The following is a 14,418-nucleotide window of genomic DNA, read 5'->3' as shown; positions in this document are numbered from 1 at the left end:
AATCATCATGACAAAAACATCGTAATACGTATTTTTGCACTCCTTGCTAAAATGAAATGGCTAAAAAGAAAACAACCACGAAAAAATCGACTGCGAAGAAAAAAACTCGTTCTAAAAAGATGAGTCTTAGGCCATCGAAACAGAACAAGATTATTTTCGGCAGCCTTCTGATTTTACTCAGCATGGCATTGTTCTTTTCTTTTGTTTCCTTTTATTTTACGTGGCAAGACGACCAAAGCTTATTGACAGAATTTTCAGATAGAAATCAGCAGGCTAAAAATTTATTAAATAAATTCGGTGCCAGCGTTGGACATCTTTTTATCTATAAGGGTTTTGGTATAGCCTCTATAATATTCACCTTACTATTGTGCATTACAGGTCTATATTTTTTCTTAAGCCTAGAAAAGAGAGGGCTTTTAAAGAAATGGATATGGGGCCTCATTTTTATGATTTGGGTTTCCATAAGCCTTGGCTTTTTCGCATCGACAAAACCTTTATTGGGTGGTCTGGTAGGCTATGAAATGAATGATTTTTTGCAGGATTATACCGGTAAAATCGGGGTTTTCCTCATTTTGATCTTTGGGCTGGTCTTGATTCTAGTTCGATTTTTTAAAGTTACTCCCGATGAAGTCGGTGTTTTTTTCAAAAAAAAGAAGGCCTCCCTCGCATCTGATTTCAACCCGGAAAATCAAAAAGAGAATATAGATTCTGGAGAGCTTTCGAGCACTTCCGAAGAGGACACCTCCATCGTTATTGACACCTACACGCATAAAAAAGATATTCCCCCATTAAAAAAAGAATCCTCGAATAACGACGACAACTTCGAATTTACGGTACCGGAAGAGGAAGTCAATGACGAGTTGGCCATGAAGGTCGAGGAAGTAGTCGTTGAAAAAGAGGAAAAAGACAATATTGCCGACAAGCTGGTCCAAGATTTTGGGGAGTTCGATCCTAGATTGGAATTAGGCAATTATAAATTTCCCACGATGGAACTTTTAGACCCCCACGGTGTAACCGGAGGAATTACCATCAACCAGGAAGAACTCGAGGACAACAAGAATAAAATTGTTGAGACCCTTAAAAACTACAAAATAGGAATAGCCCAAATCAAAGCGACCATCGGGCCAACGGTTACGCTCTACGAAATCGTACCAGAGGCGGGTGTCCGTATTTCCAAGATCAAAAATCTAGAAGACGATATTGCACTTTCTTTAGCCGCTTTGGGCATTCGTATTATAGCTCCTATTCCTGGAAAAGGGACTATAGGTATTGAAGTACCCAACAAAAACGCGACCATCGTATCTATGCGTTCCGTTATTGCTTCCAGTAAGTTTCAAAAGGCTGAAATGCAGTTACCAATTGCCTTCGGAAAGACCATTAGCAATGAAACTTTTGTAGTCGATTTGGCCAAAATGCCACATTTACTCATGGCCGGAGCTACAGGCCAAGGAAAGTCGGTCGGTTTGAATGCGGTGCTGACCTCCCTACTTTACAAAAAACATCCTGCCGAGGTAAAATTCATATTGGTAGACCCCAAAAAGGTCGAACTCACACTATACAATAAGATCGAAAGACATTTTCTGGCCAAATTGCCCGATTCTGAAGAGGCGATAATTACTGACAATACCAAGGTTATAAATACGCTCAATTCACTTTGTATTGAAATGGACAGTCGGTATGAGCTTCTGAAACTGGCCATGGTTCGAAATATTAAGGAGTACAATACTAAATTCAAGGCGCGAAAACTCAATCCGAACGACGGGCATAAATTTTTGCCCTACATCGTATTGGTCATCGATGAGTTTGCTGATTTGATCATGACTGCGGGAAAAGAAGTCGAAACCCCTATCGCTAGGCTAGCACAATTAGCAAGAGCTATAGGAATTCATTTAATCATTGCCACTCAACGTCCTTCGGTCAATGTCATCACAGGAATTATAAAGGCTAACTTTCCGGCGCGAATTGCATTTCGGGTTACTTCAAAAATTGATTCACGCACCATTCTAGATACCCAAGGGGCTGATCAATTGATCGGTCGGGGCGACATGCTCTATACACAAGGTAATGACGTGACACGTATTCAGTGTGCCTTTGTCGACACTCCTGAAGTAGCCAAAATAACCGAATATATTGGTGCTCAAAGGGCCTATCCACAAGCCCATGAACTTCCGGAATACTCAGGAGACGATTCTGGCACAAGTATTGATTATGATATAGCGGATAGGGATGCCATGTTTCGTGAGGCCGCGGAGGTAATCGTTACGGCGCAGCAAGGTTCGGCTTCCCTTATTCAAAGAAAATTAAAACTGGGCTACAATCGGGCAGGTCGCATCGTTGACCAACTGGAAGCCGCTGGAATTGTAGGCCCTTTCGAGGGCAGCAAGGCGAGGCAGGTACTCGTTCCCGACTTAATGGCCCTTGATCAACTTTTAAACAATGAAGGCTCGTAAGGGCATCTTAATTACTAAATTAAAATGAAAAAATTATTTTCAATCGTATTTATATTCTCCTTGGGAATCAACTTCGCCTCGGCACAAAATTCGGAAGAGGCCAAGGCACTGTTGGAGCAAGTTTACAATAAGGTCAAAAGTTACGATAACATTTTTGTAGATTTCAAATATGTGTTAAATAATAGCGATGCGGGAATCAACCAAGAAACCCGGGGCAATGTCACTCTCGAAGGTGAAAAATATATTGGGAATTTCTTTGGCACCACCCAACTTTATGATGGTTCAAAGGTGTACACCATAATCCCTGAGAATGAAGAGGTGACGATTGAAGACAAATCGAACGACAAGAACGTGTTGACACCTGCCAAAATGTTAACCTTTTATCGTGAGGGACATAATTACGACATGGATATCCTACAGAATGTTAACGGTAGAAAAATACAGTTTATCAAGTTGACGCCGATAGATACCGATGCTGAAATCAAGTCCATATTGTTGGGTATAGACATCGAAACCAAACATATTTATAAACTTATCGAGACGGGCCTAAACGGAACAACAACTACGATTACCGTTAATTCTTTCAAAACAAATCAGCCTTTATCGAAAACCTTGTTTACTTTTGATGAGTCGAAGTACAAAGATGAAGGGTACTACTTTTTAAGAAACTAACATTCTTATATTGCGAATTCTAGACCGATATATTTTATCGCGATTTCTTTATAATTTCATTAGTTCGTTTGTGATTTTGATGTTTATTTTCATCTTCCAAACGATTTGGCTTTTTATTGACGATTTTGCAGGAAAAGGTCTGGATATTGTTATAATCGGCAAGTTCTTCTTTTACATGATGCCCAGTCTCACCGAGAAGGTTCTGCCCTTGACGGTATTACTGGCTTCGATTCTTACCTTTGGTACTTTCGCAGAGAACTACGAGTTCGCGGCCATGAAGGCCTCGGGCATCTCATTACAACGCTCTATGCTCAGCCTCATCATATTTATGGTATTATTGGGTGGAGTTACCTTTTATTTCGCCAATAACGTTATTCCCGCCTCAGAACAGAAAATCTATAATATGAGACGGAATATTGCAAAGGTAAAACCGGCTGCGGCCATAGAGAAGGGTGTTTTCAGTGATTTTGAGGGAATGAGCATCAAGGTCGATGATAAATACGGTGAAAAAGACCGTTTTTTAAAAAATGTAATCATCCATCAAAAAACGGAAACCAATGTTAACAGCACGGTAATCAAAGCGAAAGATGGAGAACTCATTAGTAGTGAAGATTCGGAAATTATTCAATTGGTACTGAAAGATGGCCATTATTACCGTGATGTCGAGACTAAAGACAACGAGGAAAAACGTAAGTATCCCTTCGCAAAATCGAATTTTGAAATCTATCGCATGAATATCGAGGTTCCGGAAATGGAACAAGATTTGGAGGAAGAAAGTGTCTCGAACAGGGAAAAGATGAAAAATGTATCCCGATTGCTCAAGGATATGGATTCTATCGAAGAGGACAACAAAAGAATCGTCACGGCCTTTTCAAAAAATATCGTGATCCGTATGGGGGCTTTTGCGCCCATTCAAAAAGTAGACTCAGCATTGGCCCAAAAAATAAAGGAGCGTACCCGGGATACTACTTCTATTTTGACCAACACTAACGCATCGAAACCTGATTCGATTGAAGATAAGCACATAGAATTTGGAAATGTGGTCGACCTTTTCGAAGACTGGCGCAAAATTCAATTATTGGACAACGCCAAAAATTCAGTGACCAATTTGTTGACTTCTATAGAGGGCAAAAAAATTGAAATGGATAAGCGCTATGAAATTCATAGAAGACACATATTTTCCCTTCATGACAAATATGCACTAGCCCTTTCCTGTATAATTCTGTTCTTTGTCGGAGCTCCTTTGGGGGCAATTATTCGAAAGGGAGGTATTGGCCTTCCCATGGTAGTGGCTATTCTATTGTTTTTGGTTTATTATTTTCTCGGTGTATTTGCAGAGAATTACTCATACAAAGGCAATATTCATCCGATTATAGGAGCATGGCTATCTTCAATGATAATGTTACCTTTGGGTATCTATTTGACCCAAAGAGCTACGGCAGACAGGGGTATGATGAGTTTCGGTAGCGGATTCGACAGGTTAAAACGTTTTTTTATGAGAAGGAACAAAAAAAATACTTCCTTATGATCGCCGATATGAAAAAGAATATCAAATTGAATTCTGTAGAAGATGCCATTGAAGATATCAGAAAAGGCAAAGTCATCATTGTTGTAGATGATCAGAATCGTGAAAATGAGGGTGATTTTTTGGCCGCTGCTGAATTGGCTACACCTGAAACGGTCAATTTCATGGCGACCCATGGCCGAGGCCTTATCTGCGCACCTTTGACCGAAGGGCGTTGTCGTGAATTGGGTCTCAATATGATGGTCAGCAATAATACCGATCATTTTGAAACGGCCTTTACCGTTTCTGTTGATCTTAGAGGGAACGGGGTCACAACGGGTATTTCGGCATCCGACAGGGCCAAGACCGTCTGTGCATTGACCGATTCGGACATCAAACCCCATGATTTGGCCCGACCTGGACATATCTTTCCCCTAGTAGCGAAAGAAGGCGGGGTCTTAAGACGAACCGGACATACTGAGGCCGCCATTGATTTTGCCCGTTTAGCAGGTTTAAAACCTGCCGGAATTATTGTGGAGATTATGAACGAGGACGGAACTATGGCACGCCTGCCCCAGCTCTATGAAGTGGCCCAAAAGTTCGATCTGAAAATTGTTTCGATAGAAGATCTTGTGGCCTACAGGATGGAGCACGATAGCCTTATTGAAAAAAAGGAGGATTTTGACATTACCACACGTTTTGGAAAGTACCGGTTGCGCGCTTATAAACAGACGACGAACAACCACGTTCACATCGCCTTGACTAAAGGGAAGTGGAGCAAGAGTGACCAAGTCTTGACCCGGATCAATTCAACCTTAATCAATAACGATGTCTTAGGAACATTGACCAATGAACCGGATCGAAAACTCGAGAACATGTTCCAAGCCATTGAAAAAGAGGGTAAGGGCGCAATTGTTTTTATCAATCAAGATTTCGAATCTTTGAATCTCCTATCGCGGCTTACGGAACTGAAAGAACTACAGAAAAAAGGATTTTATAAAGCCCCAAAGGTCGAGATGGATGCCCGTGATTTCGGAATCGGAGCACAAATCTTGCACGACCTTGATATTGTAAAAATGAGATTGCTTTCCAATTCACCAAAGACAAAGCGCGTAGGCATCGTAGGTTATGGATTGGAAATTGTGGAATACGTGACCTATTGAATTTTTGAATAACTAAAACGATTATGACCAACTAAATTTCGTCTTACAGTTTTCTGATCCATAGATTTCGAAACTGCGTCTTGTTGCCATGGTCTTGAAGTGAGATCACATCGTCACCATGTGCAGAAGGATAATTGTGTAAGCCAACATAATAGGTGTTTCCATTAATTACACTATTGTTCTGAACCAACACCCCATTGTGCAATACTGTAATTCTGGCTTTGCTATCAAGTCTTCCATCCGCTTTAAATCGCGGTGCAGTGTAAATAATATCATAAGTGTTCCATTCCGTGGGACTGCGCATGGCGTTTACCAAAGGGGCGTGGTCTTTGTAAATACTCCCAGCCTGGCCATTACGATAGGTGCGGTTATTATATGAGTCCAATATTTGTAGTTCATACCTGTCTTGCAAAAAGACACCGCTATTGCCCCTACCCTGACTTTGTCCTTCAACAATGTCAGGAGCACTGAACTCTACATGCAACTGACAATCTCCAAATTTCATTTTTGTCTGAATCCCACCAGAACCAGGCACCACCTCCATTGAACCATCGCCTACAATTTTCCATGGCGCGGCCTTGGTACTATCCTTTTTACTGACCCATTGGGCTAAATCATTTCCATCAAAAAGTATAATTGCGTCTGAAGGAGCATCTCCCAAAACCTTTCCAGGGGTGACCACTTCAACTTCGGGCTCCCAAATTTCGGTCATTTCAGGTTTCATCGGCATCGGAGAAACTTCAGGTACATTGGAACTATGCTGGGCCGTTATAGGAATAGTACAACATAACATGACCAGGCAGATGGTGAGGGTAAGACGCTTCATAATTGAGAGTATAATTGATTAATTCGACACAATTTATAAAAATTACAAAGAGTAGTCCGAATGAATGGTAAATTTTAGTTTAGTTTTTGACGATTTGCCTAAATTTTAAGGAATCGGGCATAAGAATCTCCTTCAAGACATTTGTACATCGCTCAATACAATACTATCCATCGAATCATAGACAGCTACGAACAATATCTGCCATTTTACGAGCTCTTTGGGAAACTTCGTCTTCGGACCAACCTAATTTTATGAGGCATGAAATCGTGCGACCGACCCATTGATCGGATTTATAAAATTGTGTTGAAGTATACTGTGGCAGACCCTTTTTTACTTCATTGGGCAATGGGCCCAAGCTAGACTGCTCCAATAGATGTTGCCATTTTCTGTAATAGTGCCAATTATTGTCAAACCAATAGAAGCAGGCATCCACACCCTCAGAGACCAATGTGGCATGAACTTTCTTAGCTAACTCTTGACTGGATAAGAAAAAACTCAGGAAGGCATAACTCTCTACCCCTCCTTTGGGCACCCTTCGAAAAGTAACCTCTGGCACATGCTCCAACGTTTGTCGCAATATTGAATAGTGTTTTTTTTGAAGGGACAAAAAATCATCCAGACGTTTAAGCTGAGCTACACCTACGGCAGCGTGAAGTTCGGAAATACGAAAATTATAACCTAGAAATGGATGTGTTTCCGCCCCTCTATCGCTACCCTTATGGTCATGACCGTGATCTGAATATTGATCGGCATTGATTTTGTATCTTTCATTATTGGTTATGATAGCACCACCTTCCCCGCAGGTAACCGTTTTTACATAATCAAAGGAAAAACAACCCAAATCACCATAACTTCCTAAGGGCTTACCTTCATATGTGCCACCAATAGCTTGGCACGCATCTTCGATCAACAACAGGTTATGTGTATGGCACAGTAATTTCAAGGCCCTTAAATCAGCCATCGATCCACACATATGCACAGGCATTATCACTTTAGTCCTTTCTGTAATAGCAGCTGCTACGGCCGATGGGTCGAGGGTCAACGTATCGTCTACATCGACCAGAATAGGGATGGCTCCAAGGGCCAAAACAGCTTCGAAGCTGGCAACAAAGGTAAATGTGGGCAGTATGACTTCATCGCCGGCCCCAACACCTGCACTGGCCATGGCCACAGTCAGGGCCGCCGTACCGCTGCTGGTCAACTGCGCATATTTTACCTGCATTCTTTTGGCCAATAAACTTTCGAGTTCCAAGGCTTTCCAATGTCCTTGTCGCAAACTGTCGAAACCATAGCGCATCAAAACACCGGAGTCGAGTACATCGTTTACCTGTGCTTTTTCTTTTTCTCCAAACAATTCAAATCCTGGCATGTTTTCTTTTTATAACCGTTGATATTAAGTCGGTACACATAAAAATATAGGTGAGTATCATTCATCGAAAAACTCTATAATACTATCTTCCAAATTCTTTCGCACCTTTTTAAAATTGGAGAACATATCATCTTTGGCGCGGTATCCTACAGGAAGTACCAATACCGAAGACAATCCTCTATCCGATAAGCCGAGCAAATCATCGTAAGCTTTTGGAACGAAGCCTTCCATCGGACAGGAGTCAATTTTTTCCATGGCACAAACCGTTAACAAGTTACCAAGGGCTAAATAGGCCTGATTGGTAGACCATTCTTTTATTTCTTTCTCTTTTTTCTTCGAAAATTCAGACACCAAGGCATCTTTAAAAGGATTCAATATGTCATCGCCGGTTCCACGTACGCGCTTAATTTGATTAAAATATTTTGTGATATACGACTTATCGATAGCCGTTTGTATACAAATAACGAGAACATGCGAGGCCTGTAGTACTTGCTGCTGTCCAAAAGAATGTGCCACGAGTTTTTCTTGTAGCTTTTTGTCCTTTATAACGAGTAGTTTAATCGGCTGCAACCCGTAGGAAGTTGCTGTTAAATTAAAGGCCTTTTTTAGGCGTGTCACCTTCTCGGGGGAAAGATACTTCTCGTCATCAAATTTTTTCACAGCATACCGCCATTCCAATTTTTTTATACTGTCATCCCCATTATTCATACATCTTTAATTTCTATTTATTAAGGGCTTCTTTATGAAAAAAACCAAAGTTTGACCGACATGGCTATCACCATTATGATCATGAAATATTTAATGAATCCATCCCCTCTTTTTACAGAGACCCTGCTGGCCAACCAAGCTCCCAGACCATTTCCAATGGCCAAAATCAGGCCCACTTTCCAATTGACTTTGTCGTTCAATACAAAAACGGACAAAGCCGATAGTGTATATATGAATACCACGACTACTTTAGTGGCATTGGCCTGAACAAGACTCAACCGGTTTACATAATGTAAAAATAAAATAATTATAAAGCCAATACCCGCATTTATAAATCCTCCATAAATTCCAAAAAAGAAAAAGGCTAAAATACCCAACCACAGATATTTTCCTGTGATTCGTTCTTGAAATTCCACAAGATTTATTTTCGGTTTGAACAAAATAACCAACACTACGATGACCATAATGATGGCCAAAATACGATTGAAGGTAGCTCCCCTTATATCGACGGCGATATAGGCCCCTATTATTGCACCTATTAATGCAGAAATACCTAGATAGACATTAAAGGGAAATGTTGAAACTCCTTTACTTTTGAAACCAGCGGTGGCCAAAGCGGTCTGAATAACAATGGCTACACGATTAGTGCCATTGGCCACACTGGAAGGGAGGCCCAGAAAAATAAGTACGGGCAAGGTGAGCAATGACCCTCCACCCGCTACGGTGTTTACAAAACCAACGACAAAGCCTACACCGATAAGAAGTATGTAATGGTACCAATGTTCCACAGTGCAAAAATAAGTCCATTAAAGGGATTACACCTATAAAAATGAAAAAGCTCTACAATGTGTAGAGCTTTTTCGGCGGAGGAATGGGAGATTATAAAAAATGTCCCACTAAAATCTAGAGCGATTATTAGGCTACTGAACGTGAAAACTCCAACTCTCGAAGTTTTTGAAGGGCTTCTGACTTTGAGTTCACATTCAGTTTTAGATAAATGTTCTGCACGTGAAAATTGATAGCGCTGACTGTTACGAACAATTTTTTGGCAATGGTTTTATAGGTATCCCCCTGACAGAGATAATCTATAACTTGATTCTCCCTTTCTGAGAAAATATCTACTGATTTTCTCTGAAAGCTCGAAACAATCGTACTTACGATATCATTACTCATTGTAGCTCCTGACCATTTGATGGAGTCTAGTGCATTGTAGAGCGTCCGCTCGCTCACGGGTTTGGAAAGAAAACCGTTAGCACCATTCTTAAAGGCCTTTTTGACTAGTTCATAATCATTTTCAGGGCTGAGCATGATAATCTTGACCTTAGGATTCAACTTTCTAAAAAGTTGAATGCTTTCAATACCACATTCGTTGGGTAATGAAATTTCAGAAAATACAATGTCGGGCAATTCCCTTTCATAATTGGATAGGGCTTCTTGGATCGACGGATAAACACCCTTCAAGGAATACTCCAAATACATATCGTAATAATCGCGATAAGACTGATGTAACGAAAAATCACTGTCGACAACGATACTGTTTAATACATTAATTTGCATGGTAGTGGGGTTTTAGTGATATGTCCCGCCCATCAAAAGTTCGGAACATACCTGGGTTAGATTTTGGGAAATAAGCTTTGCTTTCAATTGCTAGGTGGGCAATTTTGCTTGAAACAAGACGTAGACCGGTATAACTCCTTTTTTCAAAGGAGGCATACCTTTGGCTATACCCCATAGAACTACGCTGTAAAAGACCTGACTGAAAAAAGAGATTGCTCTTTATCCGCCTTCGGCAATAGTATAAAGGGAAACTAACTTGTCTACGCTGGAAGAATCAGACGTTTATTTTAATTCGTGACGGAGGATGGAAATCCGGATGGATTATAGTTCGTCAAAATTTGGCCCCTAAAAAGTCTGGGGCTTGCACTCGATTTAAATCTCGAACCGGTGCGTGAATTTAGGTGATGTAGGTAATTGTACATGGTTGTGGGAATTTGGGGGTTCAATACAATGTAATTAGGTTTTACATTTCAAACATAGAAAATATTATGAGTAGCATGGTTCGCAATGTACGTATTTTCGTTCAAATGCAGTGAATGAACCAACTTTAAGGTCTTTCATCGATATTTTTACCATACGTCGATAGCCCTAAATTAATACCGCGGGCGAATATCTTCTGATTAAATAGAACTATAAATAGTTGAAAAAAGAAAAACAGCGGAGCCTCCCCCGCTGTTTCTTACCTGATTCTTCAATTTGAAAAACAAGGTCCCACTAACCATATTTTTAATTTTTTGTTCTTTCTTCTATTGGTCTTCGTACATATTACTTACGATTGCCGAGGTATCATCAACCTGCATAATCCATTTTTCGTCACGATACCTTCCATTCAAATTTGAAACGTAGGCGGTTTTTGCATCTTCTTTGTAATTGAAGTCCGCCAGATATACATAATGTAGGCCATTCTCTTTGTTGAAAAACTGTTTTGCCTTCAAACCCTGCTTCTCTAAAGAAGTCATAAAGGCATCCAAGTATTTTTTTGTCTTAAAAACATTGGCGATCACATAATAGCCAGACTTTACACCCACAATATCGCTTTGATTCAACACTTTGATCGGAAGCTTCTCCAAACGCTTTGCACGTTCCTCCTCATTATCAACGGATGCAATCCCAGCACTTTCAACTTCTGCAGCCACTTCCTTGTCCCTTCCATAGTTTGAAAATTTATCCCTGGCAGAGGCAATCATGGTATGAACACCCTGCGGTACGGCCTCAATGTCTTTGGCTGCAGGGGCTGCCGAACTAGAGCCATGCGTTGCGTTTGCCGAGGCCAAACCGATCTGATTGGTACGATCTTCAACCGAACCGGAATCTTCAATACCTTTGTCGTTACTAGCCAAAGCGGTTGGAGAAGAGCTATCATCCTCCTCTGGCTGTGTCTTCATGTTTTGCTTAATTTCTTGCCGGAGCACATCCACCAAGGATTCAAATCTCTTTTCAAAGGCAAGATCCCTTGCTGCCTCTATAGAGTCTTGGCGCAAAATCAACTCATCGAGAATCAAGCGATTTTCATAGGCCAATGAGTTCCTATCTTCCGTAGTTTCCTTAGTGTTCTCTAATTTACTTTTCTTATTGCTCTTTTTATTTTCAGCCGTTAATCTCAAAATCTGTTCTTCATAGTTTCGGACAATACGGTCGATTTTAGAATCTTCTGAATTTTCGGCAAAACTTCTACCTCCCATGGCCGTTCCGCGGTCGTCGAATGTGTAGGCCAAAGACACCTCATGGTTCCAACCCAAATCCATATCGTCTTGTAAAAGGTCTTTTTCTAAAAGATACCCGATTGACATTTTTTTACTCAAGTTAAAACCTAGTCCCATTGACAATCCGTAATCGGCATCGAAATTGGTCTGAAACCAACCGTATTCTGGCATATCTAACAATAAAGACCCTACATAAGAAATACCTCCCTCTTGGTTTTGACCTATCTGGAACAACGGCATCAATCTGGCATTGGCGAACAATCCTCGGTTTGCCATGAATTCATGGGTATATTGAACGGAGGCTTTCACACTTTTTGTTCCTAGATTCGTTAAAAATTCATTGGTCGTCTGGTTATACTTCAATAAGTCTTTAGCATACAAGCTAAAATCGAACTGACCTAAGGAGAGAGTAATACCCGGTTGTACGGCGACCTTACTTTCTTTCCTGGATTCTTGTATTTTGTTGTCATCCTCGGTGGCGACAACTCGATTTTTATCCAAGCCTTCGTTGAAATAGGTAATATTCGTACCAAAAGTAAGTTTACTATTGGCTCCTAATTTGACCGAGCTCGCGTAGTTGGCATTGAAACCAAACTCTTGAACGACACCTGACCATTGACTATATACGCTAATTCCTAAAGCGGTATGATCATTAAGAAGATTACTGAATCCTAAAAAATAATTCTGGTCATTATCTTCAAAAGTGGCATACTGGTTTCTATGGAGAATATTAATATATGACTTTCTTTCCCTGACCAAGGAAAAGGTCGGATTTATTAAAAACCTATTAAAAAACAATTGGTTGTGATAAGTGCTTTTTGAACTTATCTCGGTACTAGCCTCTTGACCGTATACCTTAGTGCCAAAGGTAATGGCGAATAAGAGAAGTACTAGCGGCACAAGTATTCGTTTGATAGTATTAATATGGCTCATGGTAGTGAAATTTATTGTTGTTCAAATCGCGAATCATTACCACCCATTTTATCATCATTTGGGTATACCCATACATTCGATAAAAAAGGGAGGAAAGCCGTAACAGGGTCCAGGTACTACCCTGTTACGGACTCATTCTCATTCATCTTCAAAAACTGTAGAAGAATACTGTGTTTTTGAATTGGGGTTAAAAGCTTCCAGAAAATCGTATTCGCTTTTATCCGCGGTCATTTTTTCATTGGAATCGGCGTACGTAAACGCTACACGTTGTACCCCAGTATTTTGGTTTCCACGGTTTGACATTACATAACCTTTGCCCTTTTCGGCTGTAAAAGTCACGGCAAAGTCATCTTCGTTACTATTGATCTGGCTACCAAGATTTACCGCCAGGTCAACCGATTTTTTGCCCACTTGGGTCATGAAAACGTCAAGGCCACCTTCACCGCCCCTACCTTCCGAAGCAAAGAAGAGCGTGTTTGTTCCCACCACATTTGGGTACATATCGTTTTTCTTCGAATTTACTTTAGTACCCAGGTTTTTGGCAACTCCAATACTACCATCCCTTTGTATTTCAGCTACATATATATCGAACTCACCAAAGGTGCCTGGCATATTCGAAGCGAAAAAGAGTCGCTTTCCATCGGCAGAAATTGCCGGGTGCTTCGCCGAATAATGCTTTTTAGTAATGGCAACTTCTTTAATATTTCGCCATTGGCCGTCCACTTTATCAGCTTTATAAATCTTGTGTAGGGTTTCCTTTTTCGAAAAAATACCGTACAATGGTTTTTCGGAAACCGCTTTGCTGAAATAGGCGGTTTTTCCGTCGGGTGAAACGGCTAAGGGAGTTTTATAGGGCTTGTCGCCATCAAATTTATTCCCTGTCAAATCTTCATAGTCGGCTTCCGCAATGGCCTCATCATTAACAATGTAATTACCATCTTTGCGTTGAAAATCTAATTTTCGATACCTTTCCGCGAGCGGTTTATTTAAAATACTTTCCTCCGGTTTCTTCTTTACTTCATAGTCGGCCTTGATTTGGTCCATCCAATCCGTATTATAGGAAAACGTGGAAGCGGTAGTCGCTCCTGTTTTTTGCAAGGCATAGAGATAGCGCTCATCATAATTGCCTCCCAAAACACCATGTCTGCTTATTTCCTTGAGCTTATCATACCAGAACAAGGCGGTCTCATAATTCTTTTGTAAAAAATTGACATTTCCCAAATCTTGGAAAATTTCTCGGTCGTCATATCCCAGTTCCTTTAACTTGAGATAATTGGCCACTCTTTTGTTCGTCTCACTGTCAGCTTGAGCGCTTGAAGGCTCTTGGGCCGAAATGACGAACGTCATACACATAATGATACATGTAAGAACTACGTTGTAGGTTAATGAACTTTTCATACTGTTACGATTAGGGGGTTAAAAATCTTATACAAAGATGCGAAATGGTTGCGCTCGCCCACTTAGTAATTATTCATAGGTTTCTTTCAATAATGCCTCTTTTTATGTTAAAATCGCCCTATTACACCCCTATTT

Annotated in this window: 11 protein-coding genes; 4 read left to right on the top strand and 7 right to left on the bottom strand. The window is 40.6% G+C overall.

The genetic code is table 11. The features are described from left to right. Positions 1-56 precede the first annotated feature (56 nt). The 4 genes from F2B13_RS02315 to ribB are packed head-to-tail and all read left to right on the top strand — an operon-like array spanning position 57 to position 5,789. Positions 57-2,450, top strand: a complete 2,394-nt coding sequence (locus tag F2B13_RS02315) for an FtsK/SpoIIIE family DNA translocase (RefSeq protein ID WP_149275671.1) — start codon at positions 57-59, stop codon at positions 2,448-2,450. Positions 2,451-2,474: 24 nt separating this feature from the next. Further along, positions 2,475-3,122, top strand: a complete 648-nt coding sequence (locus tag F2B13_RS02310; RefSeq protein WP_149275670.1) for a LolA family protein — start codon at positions 2,475-2,477, stop codon at positions 3,120-3,122. Positions 3,123-3,153: 31 nt separating this feature from the next. Further along, complete coding sequence (locus F2B13_RS02305; protein WP_394348962.1) at positions 3,154-4,650, top strand: LptF/LptG family permease; 1,497 nt, start codon at positions 3,154-3,156, stop codon at positions 4,648-4,650. A gap of 8 nt (positions 4,651-4,658) precedes the next feature. Next, positions 4,659-5,789: a 3,4-dihydroxy-2-butanone-4-phosphate synthase gene (ribB, locus tag F2B13_RS02300; protein WP_149275668.1), complete on the top strand. Its 1,131-nt coding sequence runs from the start codon at positions 4,659-4,661 to the stop codon at positions 5,787-5,789. A gap of 43 nt (positions 5,790-5,832) precedes the next feature. Here the strand turns inward: ribB and F2B13_RS02295 are convergent, their stop codons facing one another. The 7 genes from F2B13_RS02295 to F2B13_RS02265 form a co-directional block, all read right to left on the bottom strand. After that, entirely contained in the window at positions 5,833-6,615 is a 783-nt protein-coding gene (locus tag F2B13_RS02295) for a 3-keto-disaccharide hydrolase (protein WP_149275667.1), read from the bottom strand. 175 nt (positions 6,616-6,790) lie between these two features. Further along, entirely contained in the window at positions 6,791-7,984 is a 1,194-nt protein-coding gene (locus F2B13_RS02290) for a DegT/DnrJ/EryC1/StrS family aminotransferase (protein ID WP_149275666.1), read from the bottom strand. 57 nt (positions 7,985-8,041) lie between these two features. After that, positions 8,042-8,692, bottom strand: a complete 651-nt coding sequence (locus F2B13_RS02285; protein WP_149275665.1) for an NAD(P)H-dependent oxidoreductase — start codon at positions 8,690-8,692, stop codon at positions 8,042-8,044. A 32-nt stretch (positions 8,693-8,724) separates the two neighbouring features. Continuing rightward, positions 8,725-9,480 (bottom strand): sulfite exporter TauE/SafE family protein, encoded by a 756-nt coding sequence (locus F2B13_RS02280; RefSeq protein ID WP_149275664.1) that lies wholly within the window; start codon positions 9,478-9,480, stop codon positions 8,725-8,727. 127 nt (positions 9,481-9,607) lie between these two features. Continuing rightward, positions 9,608-10,249 (bottom strand): response regulator transcription factor, encoded by a 642-nt coding sequence (locus tag F2B13_RS02275; protein WP_149275663.1) that lies wholly within the window; start codon positions 10,247-10,249, stop codon positions 9,608-9,610. Positions 10,250-10,995: 746 nt separating this feature from the next. Next, positions 10,996-12,885, bottom strand: coding sequence for a PorP/SprF family type IX secretion system membrane protein (locus F2B13_RS02270; protein WP_149275662.1), 1,890 nt, complete (start codon positions 12,883-12,885; stop codon positions 10,996-10,998). Between the two features lie 138 nt (positions 12,886-13,023). Beyond that, positions 13,024-14,283, bottom strand: coding sequence for a TolB family protein (locus tag F2B13_RS02265; protein ID WP_149275661.1), 1,260 nt, complete (start codon positions 14,281-14,283; stop codon positions 13,024-13,026). Between the last annotated feature and the right edge of the window lie 135 nt (positions 14,284-14,418).

This window comes from Pareuzebyella sediminis, assembly GCF_008367235.1.
GTDB classification, from domain to species: Bacteria; Bacteroidota; Bacteroidia; order Flavobacteriales; family Flavobacteriaceae; genus Pareuzebyella; species Pareuzebyella sediminis.
This window is presented reverse-complemented; position numbering and strand designations above follow the sequence as displayed.